Here is a 20,979-nt window from a genome sequence, read left to right as displayed (position 1 = left end):
AGGAAGGCCCGTCCCGATCCCGGGGCGGGCCTTCCTCACGTCGTGGCTCAGATGTCGCGGCCGCCCGGCTCGGGCGCCGCGGTCAGGTCCATCAGCTGCTGCTGGACGTGGTTGGTCAGCGCCTCCTGGTAGCTGGTGGCGAGCTGGGCCAGCCGCTCGATCTCGTCGAGTGCGGCGGCCCGCTTCTCCACCAGGCTGTCCATGGCCTCGGTGTGGTTGCGCCGGGCGTCCGACTCGATGGTGGCCGCCTTGATCTGCGCCTCGCTGGTGAGCTGGTCGGCCTTGTCACGGGCGTTGGTGATCACCGTCTCCGACTCGCGCTGCGCGTCGCGCATGTGCTCGTCGGCGGTCCGCTGAGCCATCATCAGCACCCGCGAGTTGCGGTCGTCGTCGCCGGCGATGGTCGGCATCGCGCCGGACGGGGCGGCCTGGCTGCGCGCCCGCTCGAGCTGGGCCTGCATGTTCCGCGCGTTCTGCTCGGCGCGGGCCCGGGCCTCCTGGAGCCGCTCCAGCTGGGCGGCCAGGTCGGCGAACTCGTTGTTGAGGACCATGGTCGCGGCCGGGTTGCCGCCGCCCCCGCCCCCGCCGCGCGCGAGCGTGTCCTTCAGGGCGCCGTTCTCCTCCAGGAGGCGGGTGAGCTCGCCCTCCACCTCGTCCAGGAAGGCGTCGACCTCTTCCTCGTCGTATCCGCGCTTCCCGATCGGCGGCTTCTTGAACGCCACGTTGTGAATGTCAGCTGGAGTGAGCGGCATCGTGCTCCTCGGTTCCCCTCGTTTGGGTCGTGCGGCCCGAAATCCTACGCAACGGCCCGGTGCCCCTGCCGTGGGCATGATCAAGCAGGTTGCGACCCCGCGAAATCCCATCGAGACTACCGGCGCCCGCAACGGCGCGCACGTCCCGGACGCCCGCATCACACTGGAGTTCGCGGGCGGTGAGCAGACTCGCACGTTACCCCACATCGACGGCGCGAACGTGGTAAAGGCGGATCGCCGATCCGGCGGACACGGCCCGGCTCCCGGCGTAGATTCCCGAAGATGAGGGCAAGACGATTCGGAATCGTGTTCTGCCTGATCACGGCCATGCTGAGCCCGGTCGCGCCGGCCACCGCCGCCGCGCCGCCCGGTGGGCGTGAGTTCCGGCAGGGATACAAGGACGGCTTCGCGACCGGGCTGGAGGCCGCCCGGACCGATTGCAGGAAACCGGCCCGGGCACAGGACATCAAGATCAACGACTACTGGCGCGGCTACATCCTGGGGCTGGACCGCGGGTTCGACGCCGGTTACAAGCTGTACTGCTAGGGCCTAACGCCAGAAGACGGCGACGGCCGCGTTCACCAGGGTGAGCGTGATGATGCCGATGAAGTGGCCCTTGTTGACCTCGTCGCGCTTGCGCGGGATGAACACCATGATGAAGATCATCACGGCGAGGAGCAGCTTCACGCCGAGTTTGATCGGGTTCGGCTCGTCGTCACCGCCGCCACGCAGCGGTGCGGAGAGCGCGATGCCGCTGGCCAGCTGGATGATGGAGCCCCACAGGATCGCCGGGTTGATCCGGAACTTGCCGGACAGGAACTGCGTGATGGCGCCGCCGAGCAGCAGCGCGAACCCGACCAGGTGTATGAAGAGAAGAATCAGCCGCAATGCTTCCACGACTGGGAAGCTTGCCAGGGCGCTCACCTGCGGATCGTCACCGGGGTCCGGCGGGCGATCATCGGCTCGGCCGCGAAGAGCAGCAGGGCCGACAGGGCGAGCAGTCCGCCGGCCAGCGCGGTCGCCCGGACGCCCGGGCCACTGAGCACCGCCGCGCCGAGCAGCGAGCCGCCGGCGATGCCGACGTTGAACGCCACCGAGTTGCCGGCCGACGCCATGTCGGTGCTGCCGGGCGCCACCTCGAGGACCCGGTTCTGCAGGGCCGGGGTGAGCGCGCCGATGCCGAAACCGGTGACCGCCAGCAGGACCGCGGTCACCGGGCCGGACTCGCCCACCGCGTACTGGGCGATCAGGGCGGCCGCGACCAGCAGCACCGATCCGCTGACGGCGCCGCGCTGCCAGCGGTCGCTGGCGTAGCCACCCGCCACGATGCCGGCGAAATCAGCGACACCGCGGGCCAGCAGCAGGGGCGCGACGGCCGCGGCCGCGAACCCGGTCACCGCCGTCAAGAACACCTCGGTGTACGTGAAAGCCGTGTACAGCCCGGCCACCGACAGGGTCGTGACCGCGACGACGACGGCGTACCGGCGGGCGTCCGGACTGGTGCCGGTGGCCGCGTGGGTCTCCGCGACCCGCACGTCCGGCAGGCCGGCGAGCAGGGCGACGAAGGCGGCCAGCGCGAGCCCGGTCAGGGCCAGGAACGCGGACCGCCAGCCGTACTGCTGGCCCAGCCACGTGCCGGCCGGGACACCGAGCATCGGGCCGAGCGACGCGCCCGCGAACACCACGGCGCCGGCCCGGCCGCGGACGGTCACGTCGAACATGGCGGCGACGACCGGCGCCACCACGGCCCAGAAGATCGCCTGGGAGAGGGCGGCGCCCAGGCGGGCGGCGAGCAGCACCCCGTAGGTGGGCGCCAGGGCGGACAGCAGGTTCGCCACGGTCAGGGCGAACAGCAGGGTGACCAGCAGCCGGCGGCGCGGGACGTGGCGGGTGCCGTAGGTCAGGGGGATGGTCGTGATCGCGACGGTCACCGCGTACCCGGTGACGAGAAGACCCACGGCCGCGCGCGAGACGCCCAGGTCTCCCGCGATCGGGGAGAGGACGCCGATGGGCATGGTCTCGGTGGCCACGTAGCCGAAGGCCGACGCGGCGAGCGCCGACATCGCGATGATCCGGGTGTGCACCGGCCCACCGTAGCGAAGCGTTTCGATGTGGAGGGCGTACGTCGATCGACAGACCCCTCCAGAACCTGGTCGACCTGAGCGCCGAGGGGTCCCGCGACTGGGTGCACTGGGGCCTCACCGGCGCCGACTCGGTGAACCGTCGCGCCGGCACCGCCCAGATCGAGGACCTGGGCGGCAGCCCGCGCGGCCGCTACGACAACAACCCGCAGCTCTACCGCTGGTCCGGCGGCACCCCGACCGGCTCGGCCGGCCGCACCCCGACCGGGGTCTACTCCTGCGGCCGGGGCGCCACCTTCACGCTGCGGGCCCCGGCCGGCCCGGCGACCCGCACGCTGCGCGTCTACGCCGGTGTGTGGATGGCCGCCGGGCGCCTCACGGTCACCGTGGACGGCGCGAGCGCCACCCGCACGCTGGAGAACCGCGAGGCGATCAGCACCGGGCGCTTCGAGATCCGCTACCGCGCCGAGGCCGGCTCCCGGCTGACCGTCACCTGGACCGCCACCGCCGTCCACCACCCCACCTGCGGCAACGTCGACCTCCAGGCCGCCACGCTCAGCTGATCAGGGCAGCAGCAGCGTCTTCCCGGCGAGCCCCCGGTTCTCGGCCTCGGCGTGCACGGCGGCCAGGTCGGTGAGCGGCCGCCGCCCGGCGATGTCGATCCGGACCGTTCCGGCCGCCACCAGCGCGAGCAGGGCGGCCAGGTCGGCGGTGTCGTTGCGGACGATGAAGTGCAGCGACCGGAACGGGCCTGCCGGCAGCCGGGCGGCCGGGGTGGTCGCGGACACCAGGACGCCGCCCGGCCGGATCCGGGCGGCGTGCGCCGGCTCGGCCGGCACCAGATGGATGAGCGCGTCGACCGGCTCGATCTCCCCGGCGCCGGTGACGACCCGGTGGGCGCCGGACTCGTGGGCCGCCGCCGCGCCGCGCCGGGAGGTCACCGCGACGACGTGGGCGCCGGCGTGGCGGGCCAACTGGATCGCGTACCGCCCGATCGCCCCGGCGCCGTTGACCAGCACCCGCTGCCCGGCGGTCACCGCCGCGTGCTCGAACACCGCCTGCCACGCGGTCAGGCCGGCGATCGGCAACGCGGCCGCGTCCTCCAGCGGCACCCCGTCCGGCACCGGGACCAGCATCGTCGCCGGCGCCACCGCGTGCTCCGCGGCGGCGCCACCGTCCAGGCGCCCGATCACCCGGTCACCCTCCGCGGTGGTTCCGGCCAGATCCAGACCCATGGTGTACGGAAGATCGAGCGGCACGATCGACCGCAGCAGCCCCTGGCGCAACCCGGCCTCGGAGGGGTTGAACGTGGTCGCGGCGACCCGCACCAGGACCTCCCCGGGACCGGGTTCCGGGGGTTCGATCCGGTCCAGCCGGATCACCTCGGGTCCGCCGTACCCGTGCATGCGCATCGCTCTCATGGCACCCACCGTAGGAATCCCGCCAAGGACGATGAATGCTTTGCGGTCTCGTCTTTCTATGCGATCGTCTCGTGGTGGACGTGCTGAGCGATGTGCTGGCGGTGATGCGGACCGGCCGCGCCCGCTCCGTGCTGACCGCGTGGCGGGTGCCGTGGGCGCAGGAGTTCGCCGCGGTCCCCGGCTCGGCGGGGTTCCTCGTGGTGCTCCGCGGCACGTGCGCGCTGCGGCGCGACGGCGCCGGCCCCCTGGCGCTGGGGCCGGGCGACATCGTGTTCCGGCCACACGGCGAGGGCCACACCCTCGCCGACCCGCCGGCCACCCGTCCGGCCACGCCGCCCTGCTCCCCCGCCGACGCCGAGCACCTGCCCCGGTACGCGGTCGTCGGCGAACCCGGCGAGGCCACCACGATGACCCTGTGCGGCGCCTGGGAACTCGACCCGGAGATGGCGCATCCCCTGGTCGCGGACCTGCCCGAGCTGATCCACGTCCCGGCCGGGCACCCGCACCTGGCCGCCACGGTGGACCAGTTGGTGTCCGAGCTGACCGCTCCGGGGCCGGGTAGCGCGGCGCTGATCCCGGCGCTGCTCGACACCATGCTGGTGCACCTGCTGCGGACCTGGTTGACCGCCGACCATCCGGTGGGCTGGGCCGCCGGGCTGGCCGACCCGGTGACGGCCGCCGCGCTGCGAGCCGTCCACCGCGAACCCGCCCGGGAGTGGACGGTCGCCACCCTGGCGGCGTGCGGGGGCCTGTCCCGGGCGCCGTTCGCCCGCCGCTTCACCGAACTGCTGGGGCAGCCGCCGATGACCTATGTGACGTGGTGGCGGATGACGGTCGCCGCCGGCCTGCTGCGCGGCACCGACGCGACGGTCGGCGAGGTCGCGGCCCGGGTCGGTTACGGCTCCGAGTTCGCTTTCGCGGCCGCCTTCAAGCGCCGTTTCGGCACCCCACCGGGCCGCTACCGGCGCCGCTCCCGGCCGGGACGGCCGGTGACCGAGATGGCGCTGTGAGCGCTGAGGCCATCGGCCGGCGGACGCCCGCGGTGGTGTCGCTCGACGACGGTCATCCGCCCGGGTGGATGGCCAGGGGACCGGCGAAGGCGGCCGGGACGTTCTCCGGCTCCAGCGGGCGGCACAGGTGGTAGCCCTGACCGTAGTCGCAGCCCAGAGCCCGCATCGCCCGGTGCTGTTGCTCGGTCTCGACGCCCTCGACGACGGTGCGCAGCTTGAGGGTGCGGGCCAGTTCGACGACCGTACGGATCACCGCGAGATCGGCGGCCGTGGGTTCGGCGCGGCTGATGAACGTACGGTCGATCTTCAGCTCGTCGACCGGCAGCCGTTGCAGGTAGGACAGTGACGAGTAGCCGGTGCCGAAGTCGTCGACGGCCAGGCCCACCCCGAGGTCGCGCAGATCGCCGAGGCAGGCGATGGCCGTCCGCGGATCGCTCATCAGCACCGACTCGGTGAGCTCGAGGGTGACCGCGGCGGCCGGCAGCCCGCACTCGGCGAGGGTCTTCTCCACGTCGCCGGTGAACCGCGGGTCGGTGAGCTGGCGCCCGGAGACGTTGACGTTCAGGGTCATCTCGGGGATGGTCCGCCGCCATCGCGCGGCCTGGTGCCCGGCGGCCCGCAGCACCCACCGGCCGATGTCGGTGATCAGCCCGTTCTCCTCGGCGAGCGGCAGGAAATCGGCCGGCGGCACGTAACCGCGGCCCGGCCGCGACCAGCGCACCAGCGCCTCCACACCGGTGGCGGCGCCGGTCTCCATCCGGATCAGCGGCTGGTAGAGCAGGCGGAACTCGTCGAGTTCGAGGGCGCGCCGCAGCTCGCCGCCGAGGGTGAGCTGGGCCAGCGCCTCGGCGTGCATCCACGGCTCGAAGAGGATGACCTTGCCGGGGCCGTCCTTCTTCGCCTTGTACATCGCCACGTCGGCGTTGCCGAGCAGCTCACCGGGGTCGGTGCCGGCGGTTCCGGTGGCGATGCCGATGCTGGCGCCGATGAAGACGTCACGCCCGGCGATCCGGAACGGCCGCCGCAGCGCCTCGATGATCCGCCAGGCCACCGGCACCGCGTTCTCGGTGGTGGAGCCGCCGAGCAGCACCGCGAACTCGTCGCCGCCGAGCCGGGCGCCGGCGCCGGCCGGGCCGAGGCAGTCCCGGATCCGGCCGGCCACGTGCCCGAGCAGGTCGTCGCCGGCCCGGTGGCCGAGACTGTCGTTGACCGCCTTGAACCGGTCCAGGTCGATGAAGAGCACGCTGACCGGGCCGCCCTCGTCCAGCTTCGCGCCGAGGATCTCCAGGAACAGCACCCGGGTCGGCAGTCCGGTCAGCGAGTCGTGGCGGGCCTCGCGCAGCGACGCGACGAGGGCCAGCCGTTCGGCGGCCTCCCGCTCGCGTTCCTCCCGCAGCCGTCGTTCCGCGGCGAGCAGGGCGATGTTGTGCAGCGCGAGGTCCAGGGTCTGGCCCATGGCCTGGAGCAGCTGCCGTTCCTCCGGGGCGAGGGGCTCCCCGACGCGGGCCACCAGCAGCGTCCCGCGTGGCTCGGATCCGAACCGGGCGACGCTCACGTGCAGCTCGCCGAGTCCGGGCAGGGCGAGGACGCCGGGTGACGGGCCGTCCGGCAGGGCGCTTTCCAGCAGGTCCCGGTCGACACCGCGGACCATCTGGACGCCGTCGCCGGTCAGCATCGCCGCGACCTCGGCCTCCAGGACCTCGGCGGCCCGTTCCACGGCCACGGTGATCGCGGCCTGTTCGTCGCGGGGCCCGCAGACCGCCGCGAAGAACTCGGTGAGCTGATGGGTGGACCAGTGGTTCACGAGCCCCCCTCAGGCCAGCGCCAGCGTGACCACGGTGAAGTGGTGCATGCCGAGGGCGCCGCGGACCCGGGCGAACTCTCCGTTGGTGTAGAACCCGGCGAACGGGACGTCCGGCATCGCCGTGAGCAGTCCGTCGTTCTCGCGTTCGACGCCGTCGTCGCCGAGGGTGAGCCGGCGGGCCGAACAGTCGAAGATCAGGCTGCCCAGGGCCGGGCTGCCGGCCAGCATGTCCAGCGCCTGCCGGCCGGACTGTCCGGCCGCGGCGGCGAGCTCCCCCGGCCCGGTCTCCATGATCCAGGCGAGCGCGCCCTCCGGCACGTCGGCCAGGCAGATCACGGAACGGTCCGACCGGTCGCCGTCGTGGATCACCCGGATGTCCTCGCCGCTGCGCCGGGACAGGCCCAGCGGGTGCGGGAACGTCGCCTGCCGGAACGCGTCCGGGTCGTCGAGGACCGACTCGTCCAGGCCGAGCAGCCGCAGCAGCACGTCGAGCGCCGGTTCGCCGTCCAGCTCCTGGACCCGGCCGCCCTGGCTGCGGGTGACGATCATCGCCGAGCCGGTCTTGCGCCAGCCGTGGGCGATGCCCACGCCGATCGGCGCGTCGGAGCCGATGGCGACGCCGACCAGCGCGTCGGACAGGATCTCCACGCCGTCGCGGCCGCCGTGGAACTGGTAGGTGCGGGTGAAGGTCAGCTGGTCGCCGGCGCAGCCGCCGACCAGGGGGACGGCCGCGCCGGCCACCGAGAACGCGCCGCGCACGATCTCGTCCTGGTTGCCGGTCAGGCCGTCGCCGAGCATCAGCAGCGCCCGGTGCGGGTGGTCGACCGCGCCGAGGCACGACGCGGCCTCGACGCCGGCGTCACGCAGGCGGTTCGCGATGTCGCGGGAGACATGGGTACGGACGGCGAGACCGGTCCCGCCCCAGGCCGCCACGACCACACCGTCCTTGCTGGTGGCGCCGGCGCTCAGCTGTCCCGAGGTGCTGCATCCGACGATCACGGTGTCCGCGGCGACCCGCTCCCGGACCGCGTCGAGCATCGCGGCCGTGTGGTGGCCGACCGAGCAGAACACGAACACCACCACCGGGTCGGTTCCGGTGATCGCGGTCGTGGCCGCCTCGGCTCCCGCGGCGCCCGGGTCGGTGAGCGTGCTGTGCCCCGTACCGAACCAGCGGCCGTCCCGGCGAGTGCTGACAACGCGATTCATGACGCTGTGAATCGGCAGGCGGCCGCCGGGCCTGAGAAAGATCGTGGAGTCCCGCGCGCGTTCCAGGAGACGCGGTACCTCAGCGTCGGCGGGCCGTGATTCTCCTCGCTCCCGGACGGCTCGTGGAGCGGCCCGGCGATCGGATAGCGTCGGTCCGTTCCACGGCACGGGAGAAGACACATGAAGCGCTACGTAGCGATCGGCGACAGCTTCACCGAGGGCCTCGGTGACACGCTTCCGGACGGCACCGAGCGCGGCTGGGCCGACCTGGTCGCCGCCGGTCTGGCCGCCGACGGTCCGGTGGAGTATGCGAACCTCGCCATTCGCGGCCGCCTCCTGGAGCCGATCGTCCGGGATCAGCTGGAGGCCGCCCTGGCCCTGTCCCCCGCGCCGACGCTGGTGTCCTTCAACGGCGGCGGCAACGACATGCTGCGCCGGGGCGCCTCGGTGGAGCGCCTGATCGACCTCACCAAGCAGGCCGTCCGGCGCTGCTCGGAGGCCGGCGTGCCGCTGCTGCTGCTGAGCGGCGCCGACCCGTCCGACCACCTGCCGTTCGGCAGCACCTTCCGGCAGCGCGGCGAGCAGCTCACCGCGGCCGTCGAGGCGCTGATGCCGCTGGACGGGGTCACCTTCGTCGACTGCTTCCGCGACCGGGAGCTGCGCCGCCGGGTCTACTGGTCGGCCGACCGGCTGCACCTCAACGCGGCCGGGCACCGCCGGGTCGCCTCGCTGATTCTGGCCGCGCTGGGGCAGCCGGTGCCGCCGCACGTGCTCGACCCGGGGCCGGCGCCCGCGTTCCGGCTGCTCACCGAGGCGCGCTACTACGGCGAGCACGTGCTGCCGTGGATCGGGCGGCGGCTGCGGGGGCGCTCCTCCGGCGACGACCGGGCCCCAAAATACTCCGATTGGACGCTGATCACCGCCTGATCTCACCGAAATGCCGCTCTTGTTCGGATCCGGGGCTAATTAAGACTGATCGCGCCTATAAAAGGGAGGTAGGAAAAGCCGCGTGCGCAGGTGAGGAGCGTGCATGACTACCGTCGCCCCGAGGCCGGTGCCGATCCGGCCTCAACCGGTTCGCCGGCAGGTGAGAGGCACCGCGCTGGCCCGGATCCTGCGGACCACGGACGCGAAACAGATCGGGATCATGTACATGATCACGTCGATCGTGTTCTACATGGTCGGCGGGCTGATGGCCCTGCTGATGCGCGCCGAGCTGGCCAAACCCGGCATGCAGATCCTGTCGCCGGAGCAGTTCAACCAGCTGTTCACCATGCACGGCACGGCCATGCTGCTGTTCTTCGCCACCCCGATCGTGTTCGCCTTCGCGAACTACGTGGTGCCGATCCAGATCGGAGCGCCGGACGTGGCGTTCCCGCGGCTGAACGCCTTCGCCTACTGGCTGTACCTGTTCGGCACGCTGACCGCCATGAGCGGGTTCCTCACCCCCAGCGGGGCGGCGGACTTCGGCTGGTTCGCGTACACGCCGCTGAGCGACTCGCTGCACTCGCCGGGCATCGGCGGCAACGCCTGGGTGGTCGGCCTGGCGATCGGTGGTCTCGGCTCCATCCTGGGCGCGGTCAACCTGATCACCACGATCCTGACCCTGCGCGCGCCCGGCATGACCATGTTCCGGATGCCGATCCTCACCTGGAACATGCTGGTCACCAGCCTGCTCGTGATCCTGATCTTCCCGTTCCTGGCGGCCGCGCTGTTCGCCCTGGCCGCCGACCGCGTGCTCGGCGCCCACGTCTTCGACGTGGAGACCGGCGGGCCGATGCTCTGGCAGCACCTGTTCTGGTTCTTCGGGCATCCCGAGGTGTACGTCATCGCGCTGCCGTTCTTCGGCATCATCACCGAGGTCGTCCCGGTGTTCAGCCGCAAGCCGGTGTTCGGCTACAAGGGCCTGGTCGCGGCGACCCTGCTGATCGGCGCGCTGTCGATGTCGGTGTGGGCACACCACATGTTCGCCACCGGCCAGGTGCTGCTGCCGTTCTTCAGCCTGCTGAGCTTCTTCATCGCGGTGCCGACCGGCATGAAGTTCTTCGTCTGGATCGGCACCATGTGGCGCGGCCAGATCAGCTTCGAGTCGCCGATGCTCTGGGCGATCGGCTTCATGGTGACGTTCCTGTTCGGTGGCCTGTCCGGCGTCCTGCTCGCCTCGCCGCCGATCGACTTCCACGTCTCCGACTCGTACTTCGTGATCGCCCACTTCCACTACGTGCTCTTCGGCACGATCGTGTTCGCGGTGTTCGCCGGCATCTATTTCTGGTTCCCGAAGATGTTCGGCCGGATGCTCGACGAACGCCTCGCCAAGGTGCACTTCTGGCTCACGATGATCGGCTTCCACGGCACGTTCCTGGTGCAGCACTGGCTCGGCACCCAGGGCATGCCCCGGCGGTACGCCGACTACCTGCCGACCGACGGGTTCACCTTCCTCAACACCTTCTCCACGATCTTCTCCTTCATCCTGGGCATCGCCACGCTGCCGTTCGTCTACAACGTGTGGAAGTCGTACAAGATCGGCAAGGTGGCCACCGCCGACGACCCCTGGGGCCACGGCAACTCACTCGAGTGGGCCACCACCACCCCGCCGCCGCTGCGCAACTTCGACCGGATGCCGCGGATCCGCTCCGAGCGGCCCGCCTTCGACCTGAAGTTCCCGCACCTGGCAGCCGGTGAGCAGTCCCTGGCCGGCCCGCCCGAGGGCGGCGCCCGCCCGCTCCACAAGGAGTCCGACGGCGGCGCGACCTACTCCGAGGACATCGCCTCCGACCGGGACCGCTGAGCGTCACGGCCCGCACGCCGGCGCGTGCGGGCCGTCCGTCCCCATCGACGGCGATGGGTACGGTCGGTGCATGGATTGGCTGTCACCAGAGCGATACGCGTCCGAACTACCGGCCGAGGCCGCAAGACTCGCCACCGCGGCGTGCCGGCGGGAGCCCACGGCCGTGGTGCCCACCTGCCCCGACTGGACGGTGCGTGACCTGGTCACCCACGTCGGCACCGGCCATCGGTACGCGGCCGGCGTCATCGAGCGGGCCGCGACCCAGCCGGTGCCCTACCGGCTGGAGGAGGCGCCGGCGGATCAGGCGGCCTGGGGCGAGTGGCTCGACACCGGTGCCCGGCGGCTCACCGGCGCCGTCCGGGAGCGCGGCTTCGACAGCCCGGCGTGGACCTTCCTTCCCGCACACCAGACCGCCGGCTTCTGGCTCCGCCGGATGCTGCACGACGGCATCGTCCACCGGTTCGACGCCGAGCCGTCCGGCGAGGTGGCGCCCGATCTGGCCGCCGACGGGATAGCCGACCTGCTGCTCGTCTTCGCGGCGGCGACCGGCCTGGCGAGCAGCGACGCCCGGTGGCGGCAGTTGACCGGCGGCGGCGAGTCGCTGCTGTTCAGCGCCACCGACACCACCGATCGCTGGCACGTCTCCCTGGTCCCGTCCGGCATCGTCTGGCGTGCCGCCGAGGCGCCCGCCGACGTGACCTGCCGTGCCCCGGTCGCCGAACTGCTGCTCGTCCTCAACCGCCGCCGCCCGCCCACCCCGGCTGGGATCGACGGCGACCGCGACCTGCTCGACCGCTGGCTGACTCTGACCCGCTTCTGAACCGGCCGGCTCCGGCGGCCGTCTCAGGCCTGGGGAAGCACCCGGGCGATCCTGATCGTGCCGCTGGAGCCGCCGGCGGCCGGGTAGGCGGCGCTGCCGTCGCCGTACGCCTTGAAGGCCTGGTAGGCGTGGTCCTTCACGGCGATCGACAGGCGGCCGCCGACCGGCTTGCCGGTCCCGGCGTCGTAGACCTGCGCGGCCATCGACGAGCCGGACTGCCAGGAGAGGAGCATCCGGTTCGGGCCGTAGGAGACCAGGTGCGGGTGGGCCGACGAGATCCCGGTCCGGACGGTGCTCGTGGACTTTCCGGTGGTGAACTTCTCGAGACGGACGCCGCCGCCCTGGCTCCACGCGGTCCAGTAGCCCTTGGACCTGGCGAGGACCAGGTCGCCGCCGAAGAGGGTGCCGTCGCAGGTGCCGGCGGCCACCGTGCGGTATGGGTCGGGCCGGGCGATCCGGCAGGCGTTGTCGGTGGCGCAGACGGTGACGAACCGCCGGGTACGCGGGTCCCAGACGATCCGTGACGTCCAGGCGTGGCTGCACCCGACCTCGAAGGCGTCCCGGTGCCCGCTGACCAGCTTGCCGGCCTTGTCGACCACCTGCATCCGGTCGCCCTCGTGCACGTCGACGCAGTCGCCGTTCCGGACGGTGATCGCCACCCCGAAGTAGGCGGCGTAGTCGGAGCCGTTGGTGGCGAGGCGGCCGTGGTGCTGGTACCACCAGATGAAGCGGGCGCCGTCGTCGTACCCGGTGCGGCCGCCGGTCAGGTTGGTGACCTGGCGTTCCCAGACCAGCTTGCCGTCGTCGTCGAAGCGGATCATGTGCATGGTGTTGCACGGGCTGGACTCGCCGCCGCAGAGCGGGCCGCTGCCGCAGGTTCCCTTACGGGTGAGCAGGATGACCCCGCCGTTCGCGTCGGCCTGGACGTCCTGGAGGTCGATGCCGGTGAAGCTGGTGGTGGCGCCGGTCAGCCGGTCGTCGCAGCCGAGGCGGCCGAGGTGGACCCGGCCGTCGGTGCCGAGCCAGGCGAGCCAGGAGCCGCCGTCGGGGCGGGCCGCGACGGCCATCGGCAGCTTCTCGGTGTCGCCCTCGCCGCCGTAACCGACCACCTTGGCGGGCAGCCTGACCGTCGTGACGGTGGCGACCGGCCGGGCGGAGACCTTCCGGGCGCAGGCGCCGGCGGTCTTCACCGTGGCGCTCGGGACGGCCGAGGGTGCGGATGCGGAGGCGGCCGGCGCGGAGGGCGCGGCCGACGCGGTCGCGGGTGCGCCGGCGGAGGCGGGGGACGGCTCCGAGGCCGAAGAGCAGGCGCCGACCGCGAGGACGGCCACGATCGCGGTTGTGACCGCTATCAGGCGACGGTTGAGCATGTCCTTTTCCTCGATTGTTTTAAGTTTTTCTTAGGGGCGGATTAAAGGCACGCCAATATGGCGCACCGAAAGACACTACCCGTCGTCCGTCCTCGATCAAAGCCACGTCTACCTGCTCATATAGACGTGCCCAAATAGGAAGGAAAGCGAATCAGGACAGGCCGAGCGCCGGTTTGCCCGGGACACTGGTCCCGGCGTGCAATGCGGCGAGAGCGCGGCGGGCGTCGACGGCGCCGTCGGCGGTGAGGCGGTAGAACCGGCGCGCCGGGCGGCCCTGCTCGGCCGGGTCGATCTCCTCCCACCGGGCCTCGACCCAGCCGGCCTCCTGGAGGCGGTGCAGGATCGGATAGAGGCTGCCGCTGGCCAGCCCGGTGACCTGCATGAGCTCGAGACCGTACCGGTCCGCGCCCGGGTCGGCGAGCAGCGCGGCGAGGATCCGCGCGGTCGGAATCGTGATCCGCATCCGGTCACTCTATCGAAACTCTACATAGGGTCAAGCACCGCCCTTCTGAACCCTGCGGTGATCGCTCACGTAACCAGTCCCATCGGCAGCCTCATCTCCCGCCCGCGACGCCCGAAGGAGTGCATCGTGAGCTTCGACCAGCACATCTCCGTCTTCGACCTGTTCTCAGTGGGCATCGGCCCGTCCAGCTCGCACACCGTCGGCCCGATGCGGGCGGCCCGGCTCTTCGCCGGCCGCCTGGCCGGCATTCCGGACGTTCGGAGCGTTCGCGCCGAGATGTTCGGCTCGCTCGGCGCGACCGGGCACGGTCACGGGACACCGAAGGCGGTTCTCCTGGGCCTGGAAGGCGACACCCCCGAGACGGTGGACGTGATCTCGGCGGACGCGCGGGCCGCCCGGATCCGCGCCGACGGCCGGCTGCGGCTGCTGCGGGACCGGGAGATCGACGTCGAGCTGGTCCTGCACCGCCGCCGGACCCTGCCCGGTCACCCCAACGCCATGCGCTTCACCGCCTTCGGCGCCGACGGCGCGGAGCTGCTCGCCGAGACCTCCTTCTCGGTCGGCGGCGGCTTCGTGGTTCAGGAGAACCATGCGGCGGTACGGGAGACGCGCGCCCCGGTCCCGTACCCGTTCTCCTCGGCGGCCGACCTCCTGGCGCTCACCCGGACCACCGGCCTGTCGATCCCCCGGCTGATGCTGGCGAACGAGGAGACGCTGCGCACCGAGGCGGAGATCCGGTCGGGCCTGCTGGACATCTGGCAGGTGATGCGGGACTGCGTCGACGCGGGCCTGGACGCCGAGGGCGTGCTGCCCGGCGGCCTCAAGGTGCGCCGCCGCGCCGCCACCACGGCCCGTCAGCTGCGGGTGGCCGGTGAGCCGGCCGAGGTCGCGATGGAGTGGCTGACCGTCTACGCGATGGCGGTGAACGAGGAGAACGCGGGCGGCGGCCGGGTGGTGACCGCGCCCACCAACGGCGCGGCCGGCATCATCCCGGCCGTGCTGCGCTACTACCTGGACTTCGTGCCCGGCGCGGACAAGGAGGGCGTGGTCCGGTACCTGCTGACGGCCGGCGCGATCGGCCTGCTGTTCAAGCGCAACGCCAGCATCTCCGGCGCCGAGGTGGGCTGCCAGGGCGAGGTGGGCTCGGCGTGCGCGATGGCGGCGGCCGGGCTGGCCGAGGTGCTCGGCGGCACCCCGGAACAGGTGGAGAACGCCGCCGAGATCGGCATGGAACACAACCTGGGCCTGACCTGCGACCCGGTCGGCGGGCTCGTGCAGATCCCGTGCATCGAGCGCAACGGCATGGCCGCGGTCAAGGCGGTCACCGCCGCGAAGATGGCGCTGCGCGGCGACGGCCGCCACCACGTCTCCCTCGACAAGGTCATCAAGACCATGAAGGAGACCGGCGCCGACATGAAGGACAAGTACAAGGAGACGGCCCGGGGCGGACTGGCGGTCAACGTCACCGAGTGCTGACTTCTTGACAATGAAGTTACGGGCATCAACACTTCGAAACATTCCCCCGTAGCGTTAGCGCTAACATTTCGGAGATCTGATGCCCAGAGTCCTCACCCGCATCAGCACGTTCCTCGCCACCCTCGTCCTCCTCCTCGCCGGCCTGGCCGCTCCGGCCAGCGCCCTCGACCCGTTCACCGGCTACCTGATGGCCCACTTCATCGGGGAGTCCAGCCAGGGTGAGCAGATCTACCTGGCGCACAGCCGGGACGGTCGCAACTGGACCGACCTCAACGGCGGCGGCCCGGTGCTGCTCTCCACGGTCGGCACCAAGGGCGTCCGCGACCCCGCGATCGTCCGCTCCCCCAACGGCGACAAGTACTGGATCATCGCCACCGACCTGCGCATCGCCAGCGGCACCTCGTGGGGTGACGCGTCCAGCAAGGGCAGCAAGAGCCTGGTCGTGTGGGAGTCCACCGACCTGGTCAACTGGTCGGTGCCCCGGCTGATCAACGTGGCCGGCGGCATCTCCGGCGCCGGTGACGCGTGGGCGCCCGAGGCGATCTGGAACCCGGCCACCAACGACTACGTCGTCTACTGGGCCACCAACTCGGCTCTCAACGGCGTGACCAAGCACCGGATCTGGTACGTGCGGACCAGCGACTTCCGGACCGTCACGGCCCCGCAGCTCTACATCGACCGGGGCACCGGCCAGGGCATCATCGACACCCAGATCATCGAGGTGGCGAACAGCCTGGGCGGCTACCGCTACTACCGCGCCTCGGCCGACGGGCAGATCACGGTCGAGGGCAGCAACACGATCCTGGGCACCTGGACGCGGATCGGCGACCTCCAGCACCTCGGCATCTCCAACGGCGCCACCGGCGGCAACGTGGTCGAGGGCCCGATGTGGGCGCAGACCAACGGCCAGAACGAGTGGCACCTGTGGGTCGACCAGTACGCGACCGGCCGCGGGTACATGCCGGTGCGCTCCACCAACCTGGGCAGCACCGCGAACTTCGCCACCCGTACCGACTACAGCCTGGGCACCACCAAGAAGCGGCACGGCTCGATCCTGAACCTGACCGCCGCCGAGGAGTCCCGGGTGCTGGCCAAGTGGGGCAGCGGCACGACGACCCTGAAGCGGATCCAGTCGTACAACAACCAGACCCGGTACGTGCGGCACTCCAACTTCGACGTCCGGATCGACGCCAACGTGAGCCCGCTGCCGGACTCGCAGTTCCGGGTCGTGCCGGGCCTGGCGAACAGCTCCGGCTACGTCTCCTTCGAGTCGGTCAACTACCCCGGCTACTACCTGCGGCACTACGGCTACGACGGGCAGCTCGCCGCGAACGACGGCACCACGACGTTCGCCGCGGACGCGACCTTCAAGCAGGTGGCCGGGCTGGCGGACAGCACCTGGTCGTCGTTCCAGTCGTACAACTACCCGACCCGCTACCTGCGGCACTACAACTATCTGCTGAGGATCGACCCGATCAGCACCACCACCGAGAAGGCCGACGCCACGTTCCGCGTCACCAGCTGAAATCCGGAAGGGGGCCGTCCGGCCCCCTTCCTCTCTGGCGCTTACCTTGCAGCGCAAGGTACCTTGTCGGCATGAGCGATGACGCGGCGCTGACCACAGCCCTGCGCCGGGGCACCATCGAGTACTGCGTGCTCGCCCTCCTCGACGAACGCGAGCTCTACGGCGTCGAGTTGGTGCAGCAACTCAGCGGGGCCCTCGGCATGTCCACCAGCGAGGGGACGATGTATCCCCTGCTGTCCCGCCTGCGGCGCAACGGGAGGATCGCGACCACCTGGCGCGAGGCGCCCGCCGGGCCGCCCCGGCGCTACTACACCCTCACATCGGACGGCGAGGCGGCTCTCACCCACTTCCGCACCGAGTGGGTCGCCTTCCGCAGCGGCGTCGACCGCATCCTGGGAACGGAGAGCAAGTGATGACCCAGACCGACCAGTTGGTCGTCGACTACCTGGCCCGGGTCGGGCGGGCCGCGGCCGGCCTGCCCGCCGGGCGGCGCGAGGAACTGCTCGCCGACCTGCGCGAGCACATCGACATCGCGCGGGCCGAGTCCGGGGCGGAGACCGAGGCCGAGATCCGTACGATCCTGGACCGCCTCGGCGACCCGGAGAGCATCGTGGCGGCCGCCGACACCCAGACCGACCTGCCCCGGGTGCCCGCCGCCCCGCTGCCGCCGTACCAGGCCGCTCCCCCGCGCCGGTTCCCGTGGCTGGTCCTGACCATCGTGGCGGCGGTGATCGGCACCGTGATCCTGTTCTGCGGTTTCGTCATGTTCGCGGTCCGGGACAGCGGCGGGGCAGACCAGCCGGCGCCGGCGCCGGAGTACCCGGCACCCACCACCGTCACGGTCTCGACCGGACCCTGATGATCGATTCGTGGGCATCCTCCGGGTTCCCACGGATATGCCAGACCTGCTGACGGTTGGAAGGATTGGGCGCATCTCGTCGCCTGGCCAAGGGAGGCCCGCCATGAGGTTCGCCCGTCCCGCCGTCGTCACCGCGCTCGCCGGTGTGCTGCTGCTCGCCGCGTGCGGCTCCGAGCCCGAGCCGGTGGCGGCGCCACCGTCGGCCGGCCCGCACACCGGGCACAGCACCGGTTCGGCGCCGCCGCCCACCCCGCTGCGGGCGGGCGAGCGGTTCGTCGAGGTGGGCCTGACCCAGCCGTACACTCCGGCCGCGCCGAACGGCGGCACCGACGAGTACCGGTGCTTCCTCGTCGACCCGGGGCTGACCGAGCCGGCGTACCTGACCGGCAGCCGGTTCCTGCCGCAGAACGCGGCGATCGTGCACCACGCGATCTTCTACCGGCTCGACCCGGAGCAGGCGAAGGCGGCCGCATCGGTGGACGCCGAGGCGCCCGGTGAGGGCTGGACCTGCTTCGGCGACAGCGGGGTGCAGGGCGAGACCGCCTGGGTGGCGCACTGGGCGCCGGGCGCCGGCGAGACCCTGATGCCGGACGGCTTCGGCTTCGAGATGCCGCCCGGCAGCAAACTGGTCATGCAGATCCACTACAACCTGCTGGGCGCCGGCGACGGCGGGCCGGGATCCGACACGTCCGGCATGCAGATGCGCCTGTCGGCCGTCGGCGCGAAGCTGAAGCCGCTGGCCACCGGCCTGGTCATGGCGCCGATCGAGCTGCCCTGCGAGCCCGGCGGCACCGGCCCGCTGTGCGACCGGGGGGCCGCGATCGCCGACGTCGCCCAGCGGTTCGGGCCGGAGTCCGCCGAGACGGTGCGCCAGCTCAACCAGTGGTGCAACCAGGGCGGCGCGCCGAAGCCGGGCACCACGCAGAGCTGCGACCAGCCGATCGAGCAGGGCGGCACGGTCTACATGGCGGCCGGGCACATGCATCTGCTGGGCCGGTCGATCAAGGTCGAGCTGAACCCGGGTACGGCCAGGGCCCGGACGGTCCTCGACGTGCCGCAGTACAACTTCGACGACCAGGCGCTCGTACCGCTGAAGAAGCCCTTGAAGATCGCCAAGGGTGACGTGGTCCGGGTGACCTGCACCCACGACGCCACGCTGCGCAAGCAGCTCCCGCAGTTGCGATCCCTGCCCTCCCGGTACGTGGTGTGGGGCGAGGGCACCAGCGACGAGATGTGCCTCGGAATCCTGGTCGTCGCGCCGGAATAGTGGGTACCGGTACTCCCATGACGGAGTACGGCATCCACGCCTCACACGAGCAGATCCCGCCCGGCGCGCTCCTGGAGGCGGTCGTCGCCGCCGAGCGCGCCGGGTTCGACGCCGCGATGTGTTCCGACCATTTCTCGCCGTGGAGCGCCCGCCAGGGCCAGTCCGGTTTCGCCTGGTCCTGGCTGGGCGCCGCGCTGCAGGCCACGAACCTGTCGTTCGGGGTGGTGACCGCGCCCGGCCAGCGCTACCACCCGGCGATCATCGCGCAGGCGATCGGCACCCTGGGCAGCATGTTCCCCGGCCGGTTCTGGGCGGCGCTGGGCAGCGGCGAGTTCAGCAACGAGCACATCACCGGTGGGAAGTGGCCGCGCAAGGAGGTCCGCAACGCCCGGCTGCGCGAGTGCGCCGACGTGATCCGTGACCTGCTCGGCGGCGCGGAGGTGTCCCGGGACGGGCTGGTCACCGTCGACCGGGCGCGGCTGTGGACCCGCCCGGAGACGCCGCCGCCGCTGATCGGCGCGGCGGTCAGCGTGGCGACCGCCCGCTGGTGCGCGGAATGGGCCGACGGGCTGGTCACGGTCAACGCCCCGGAGTCGCGCCTGCGCGAGATGATCGCGGCGTACCGGACGGCCGGCGGGCGCGGTCCGCTCTGTCTCCAGGTGCACCTGAGCTGGGCGCCGACCGAGGCGGAGGCCGAGGCGATCGCCCTCGACCAGTGGCGGAGCAACTGTTTCGACCCACCGGTCTGCTGGGATCTGGCCACCGCCGAGGAGTTCGACGTGGTCTCCGAGCACGTGACGGTCGAGCAGGTGGCGCGGGTCGTGAACATCTCCGCCGACCTGGACCGGCACACCGAACTGCTGCGCGGGTACGCCGATCTCGGGTTCGACCGGATCTACCTGCACCACGTGGGCCAGGACCTGATGCCGTTCATCGAGACGTTCGGCGCCAAGGTCCTGCCCGGCCTGCGCTAGGCCGTGTTTAAGAAGCGGGTGGCCGTGTCGGTTGTACGGGTGTGTCGGTGATCGATATGTGAAGAGGTCTCCGGTAGATCGGTTAGCGACCAAGCAAACCGAAGATCCCCGGAGACCTCGTGGACACCATACCGGTGGCGGGGCGGTTCGACCTGACCGACGAGCAGTGGCGCGTGCTCGCGCCGTTGCTGCCTGCCGGTAAGAAGCCAGGGCGCCCGCCGATCTGGACGAGACGGCAGCTCATCGATGGGATCAGGTGGCGGGTGCGGGCCGGGGTGCCCTGGCGTGACGTGCCGCCGCAGTACGGGCCGTGGCAGAGCGTCTATGGGCTGTTCCGTTGTTGGCAGCGGGCCGGGGTGTGGGCGCAGATCCTCACCGGGCTGCAAGCTCTCGCCGATGCGGCCGGGCTGATCACCTGGGATGTCAGCGTCGACTCGACCACCGCCCGGGCGCATCAGCACGCCGCCGGCGCCCGGCGTGACAGCGGATCGCAGGTGCAGCCGCCGGGTGGTGTCGGGCCGGCCGAGCCGGACGATCACGCGTTGGGCCGGTCGCGGGGCGGGTTTACCACCAAGTTGCATCTGTCCTGTGAGCAGGGCTGCCGGCCGATGTCGTTACTGGTAACGGCCGGCCAGCGGGGCGACAGCCCGCAGTTCGTGGCGGTGTTGGAAGGCATCCGGGTGCCCCGACTCGGGTCCGGGCGGCCCCGGACTCGTCCGGACCGGGTTCGGGCGGACAAGGCGTACAGCTCGCGGGGCAACCGGGCCTATCTGTGGCGGCGCCGGATCAAGGCGACCATCCCGGTCAAGGCTGACCAGGCCGCGAACCGGCGTAAGAAGGGCTCGGCCGGTGGTCGCCCACCGGCCTTCGACCCCGTCGACTACCGGTTGCGTAACGCTGTCGAACGGGGCATCAGCCTGCTTAAACAGCATCGGGCTGTGGCCACCCGGTTCGACAAGCTAGCCGTGCGCTACCTGGCCACCGTGCAGATCGCCGCGATCAACAGGTGGCTATGAACCCACCTTTTAAACACGGCCTAGGTGACTGGTGTTAAACGGCGCCTGTCACCCGTGCGATGAATATAGCTTTGTTTCGATTTTGGTTAGTTTGCTGGGATGACGTTGGGTAGGGCGTTGCAGGAGTCGGACTCCGCGGATCCGGTC

Annotated in this window: 21 protein-coding genes; 13 read left to right on the top strand and 8 right to left on the bottom strand. The window is 71.5% G+C overall.

Annotated elements, in window-relative coordinates; translation table 11 throughout:
- Positions 1–47 precede the first annotated feature (47 nt).
- Positions 48–752, bottom strand: coding sequence for a DivIVA domain-containing protein (locus J5X75_RS45760; RefSeq protein ID WP_208472615.1), 705 nt, complete (start codon positions 750–752; stop codon positions 48–50).
- A gap of 282 nt (positions 753–1,034) precedes the next feature.
- Between J5X75_RS45760 and J5X75_RS38300 the strand changes: the two genes are divergently transcribed.
- Entirely contained in the window at positions 1,035–1,298 is a 264-nt protein-coding gene (locus tag J5X75_RS38300; protein WP_208472614.1) for a hypothetical protein, read from the top strand.
- Between the two features lie 3 nt (positions 1,299–1,301).
- On the opposite strand, the gene J5X75_RS38295 is transcribed toward J5X75_RS38300, so the two are convergent.
- Both J5X75_RS38295 and J5X75_RS38290 read right to left on the bottom strand, forming a co-directional pair.
- A complete protein-coding gene (locus J5X75_RS38295; RefSeq protein WP_208472613.1) occupies positions 1,302–1,649 on the bottom strand; it encodes a hypothetical protein in 348 nt (115 codons plus the stop codon).
- A 23-nt stretch (positions 1,650–1,672) separates the two neighbouring features.
- Positions 1,673–2,836, bottom strand: a complete 1,164-nt coding sequence (locus J5X75_RS38290; RefSeq protein WP_208472612.1) for an MFS transporter — start codon at positions 2,834–2,836, stop codon at positions 1,673–1,675.
- A 101-nt stretch (positions 2,837–2,937) separates the two neighbouring features.
- Between J5X75_RS38290 and J5X75_RS38285 the strand changes: the two genes are divergently transcribed.
- The gene (locus J5X75_RS38285) at positions 2,938–3,396 is read left to right on the top strand and encodes a hypothetical protein (RefSeq protein WP_208472611.1); all 459 of its coding nucleotides are present in this window, start codon (positions 2,938–2,940) and stop codon (positions 3,394–3,396) included.
- On the opposite strand, the gene J5X75_RS38280 is transcribed toward J5X75_RS38285, so the two are convergent.
- Positions 3,397–4,254: an NADP-dependent oxidoreductase gene (locus tag J5X75_RS38280; RefSeq protein WP_238490697.1), complete on the bottom strand. Its 858-nt coding sequence runs from the start codon at positions 4,252–4,254 to the stop codon at positions 3,397–3,399.
- Positions 4,255–4,328: 74 nt separating this feature from the next.
- Here J5X75_RS38280 and J5X75_RS38275 point away from each other — a divergent pair, with 74 nt between their 5' ends.
- A complete protein-coding gene (locus tag J5X75_RS38275; protein ID WP_208472610.1) occupies positions 4,329–5,264 on the top strand; it encodes an AraC family transcriptional regulator in 936 nt (311 codons plus the stop codon).
- A 52-nt stretch (positions 5,265–5,316) separates the two neighbouring features.
- Here the strand turns inward: J5X75_RS38275 and J5X75_RS38270 are convergent, their stop codons facing one another.
- Positions 5,317–7,068 carry a putative bifunctional diguanylate cyclase/phosphodiesterase gene (locus J5X75_RS38270; protein ID WP_208472609.1) on the bottom strand — a complete coding sequence of 584 codons (1,752 nt, stop codon included), beginning with the start codon at positions 7,066–7,068 and terminating at the stop codon, positions 5,317–5,319.
- Between the two features lie 9 nt (positions 7,069–7,077).
- Positions 7,078–8,274, bottom strand: a complete 1,197-nt coding sequence (locus J5X75_RS38265) for an FIST signal transduction protein (protein ID WP_208472608.1) — start codon at positions 8,272–8,274, stop codon at positions 7,078–7,080.
- Positions 8,275–8,454: 180 nt separating this feature from the next.
- Between J5X75_RS38265 and J5X75_RS38260 the strand changes: the two genes are divergently transcribed.
- From J5X75_RS38260 to J5X75_RS38250, 3 genes are all read left to right on the top strand, one after another.
- Positions 8,455–9,201 carry an SGNH/GDSL hydrolase family protein gene (locus tag J5X75_RS38260; protein WP_208472607.1) on the top strand — a complete coding sequence of 249 codons (747 nt, stop codon included), beginning with the start codon at positions 8,455–8,457 and terminating at the stop codon, positions 9,199–9,201.
- A 103-nt stretch (positions 9,202–9,304) separates the two neighbouring features.
- Positions 9,305–11,062 carry an aa3-type cytochrome oxidase subunit I gene (ctaD, locus tag J5X75_RS38255; RefSeq protein WP_208472606.1) on the top strand — a complete coding sequence of 586 codons (1,758 nt, stop codon included), beginning with the start codon at positions 9,305–9,307 and terminating at the stop codon, positions 11,060–11,062.
- A gap of 70 nt (positions 11,063–11,132) precedes the next feature.
- A complete protein-coding gene (locus tag J5X75_RS38250) occupies positions 11,133–11,882 on the top strand; it encodes a maleylpyruvate isomerase family mycothiol-dependent enzyme (protein ID WP_208472605.1) in 750 nt (249 codons plus the stop codon).
- Between the two features lie 23 nt (positions 11,883–11,905).
- On the opposite strand, the gene J5X75_RS38245 is transcribed toward J5X75_RS38250, so the two are convergent.
- Together J5X75_RS38245 and J5X75_RS38240 are read right to left on the bottom strand one after the other, a co-directional pair.
- Positions 11,906–13,252: a hypothetical protein gene (locus tag J5X75_RS38245; protein ID WP_208472604.1), complete on the bottom strand. Its 1,347-nt coding sequence runs from the start codon at positions 13,250–13,252 to the stop codon at positions 11,906–11,908.
- Between the two features lie 151 nt (positions 13,253–13,403).
- Entirely contained in the window at positions 13,404–13,715 is a 312-nt protein-coding gene (locus tag J5X75_RS38240) for a PadR family transcriptional regulator (protein ID WP_208472603.1), read from the bottom strand.
- A gap of 126 nt (positions 13,716–13,841) precedes the next feature.
- On the opposite strand from J5X75_RS38240, the gene J5X75_RS38235 reads away from it, so the two are divergent.
- The 7 genes from J5X75_RS38235 (at position 13,842) to J5X75_RS38205 (ending at position 20,832) form a co-directional block, all read left to right on the top strand.
- Positions 13,842–15,191 carry an L-serine ammonia-lyase gene (locus J5X75_RS38235; protein ID WP_307798529.1) on the top strand — a complete coding sequence of 450 codons (1,350 nt, stop codon included), beginning with the start codon at positions 13,842–13,844 and terminating at the stop codon, positions 15,189–15,191.
- A gap of 79 nt (positions 15,192–15,270) precedes the next feature.
- A complete protein-coding gene (locus J5X75_RS38230) occupies positions 15,271–16,716 on the top strand; it encodes a glycoside hydrolase family 43 protein (RefSeq protein WP_208472602.1) in 1,446 nt (481 codons plus the stop codon).
- 71 nt (positions 16,717–16,787) lie between these two features.
- Positions 16,788–17,129 (top strand): PadR family transcriptional regulator, encoded by a 342-nt coding sequence (locus tag J5X75_RS38225; RefSeq protein WP_208472601.1) that lies wholly within the window; start codon positions 16,788–16,790, stop codon positions 17,127–17,129.
- Positions 17,129–17,575 (top strand): HAAS signaling domain-containing protein, encoded by a 447-nt coding sequence (locus tag J5X75_RS38220; RefSeq protein WP_208472600.1) that lies wholly within the window; start codon positions 17,129–17,131, stop codon positions 17,573–17,575. The genes J5X75_RS38225 and J5X75_RS38220 overlap by 1 nt, the downstream gene beginning before the upstream one ends.
- Before the next feature lie 103 nt (positions 17,576–17,678).
- The gene (locus J5X75_RS38215; protein WP_208472599.1) at positions 17,679–18,842 is read left to right on the top strand and encodes a monooxygenase; all 1,164 of its coding nucleotides are present in this window, start codon (positions 17,679–17,681) and stop codon (positions 18,840–18,842) included.
- Between the two features lie 17 nt (positions 18,843–18,859).
- Positions 18,860–19,816: a TIGR03885 family FMN-dependent LLM class oxidoreductase gene (locus J5X75_RS38210; RefSeq protein WP_208472598.1), complete on the top strand. Its 957-nt coding sequence runs from the start codon at positions 18,860–18,862 to the stop codon at positions 19,814–19,816.
- Between the two features lie 119 nt (positions 19,817–19,935).
- A complete protein-coding gene (locus J5X75_RS38205; protein ID WP_208472597.1) occupies positions 19,936–20,832 on the top strand; it encodes an IS5 family transposase in 897 nt (298 codons plus the stop codon).
- The last annotated feature ends 147 nt before the right edge of the window (positions 20,833–20,979 follow it).

Origin of the sequence: Actinoplanes flavus (assembly GCF_017592555.1) — a bacterium.
GTDB classification, from domain to species: Bacteria; Actinomycetota; Actinomycetes; order Mycobacteriales; family Micromonosporaceae; genus Actinoplanes; species Actinoplanes flavus.
Note: the sequence above shows the minus strand (reverse complement) of the source record. Positions and strands in the feature narration are given on the sequence as shown.

Bases quoted from the DNA above. Each gene is read 5' to 3' on its own strand.
- J5X75_RS45760 (WP_208472615.1), bottom strand. From the start codon at position 752: ATGCCGCTCACTCCAGCTGACATTCACAACGTGGCGTTCAAGAAGCCG.
- J5X75_RS38300 (WP_208472614.1), top strand. From the start codon at position 1,035: ATGAGGGCAAGACGATTCGGAATCGTGTTCTGCCTGATCACGGCCATG.
- J5X75_RS38280 (WP_238490697.1), bottom strand. From the start codon at position 4,254: ATGAGAGCGATGCGCATGCACGGGTACGGCGGACCCGAGGTGATCCGG.
- J5X75_RS38265 (WP_208472608.1), bottom strand. From the start codon at position 8,274: ATGAATCGCGTTGTCAGCACTCGCCGGGACGGCCGCTGGTTCGGTACG.
- J5X75_RS38260 (WP_208472607.1), top strand. From the start codon at position 8,455: ATGAAGCGCTACGTAGCGATCGGCGACAGCTTCACCGAGGGCCTCGGT.
- ctaD (WP_208472606.1), top strand. From the start codon at position 9,305: ATGACTACCGTCGCCCCGAGGCCGGTGCCGATCCGGCCTCAACCGGTT.
- J5X75_RS38250 (WP_208472605.1), top strand. From the start codon at position 11,133: ATGGATTGGCTGTCACCAGAGCGATACGCGTCCGAACTACCGGCCGAG.
- J5X75_RS38245 (WP_208472604.1), bottom strand. From the start codon at position 13,252: ATGCTCAACCGTCGCCTGATAGCGGTCACAACCGCGATCGTGGCCGTC.
- J5X75_RS38240 (WP_208472603.1), bottom strand. From the start codon at position 13,715: ATGCGGATCACGATTCCGACCGCGCGGATCCTCGCCGCGCTGCTCGCC.
- J5X75_RS38230 (WP_208472602.1), top strand. From the start codon at position 15,271: ATGCCCAGAGTCCTCACCCGCATCAGCACGTTCCTCGCCACCCTCGTC.
- J5X75_RS38225 (WP_208472601.1), top strand. From the start codon at position 16,788: ATGAGCGATGACGCGGCGCTGACCACAGCCCTGCGCCGGGGCACCATC.
- J5X75_RS38220 (WP_208472600.1), top strand. From the start codon at position 17,129: ATGACCCAGACCGACCAGTTGGTCGTCGACTACCTGGCCCGGGTCGGG.
- J5X75_RS38215 (WP_208472599.1), top strand. From the start codon at position 17,679: ATGAGGTTCGCCCGTCCCGCCGTCGTCACCGCGCTCGCCGGTGTGCTG.
- J5X75_RS38210 (WP_208472598.1), top strand. From the start codon at position 18,860: ATGACGGAGTACGGCATCCACGCCTCACACGAGCAGATCCCGCCCGGC.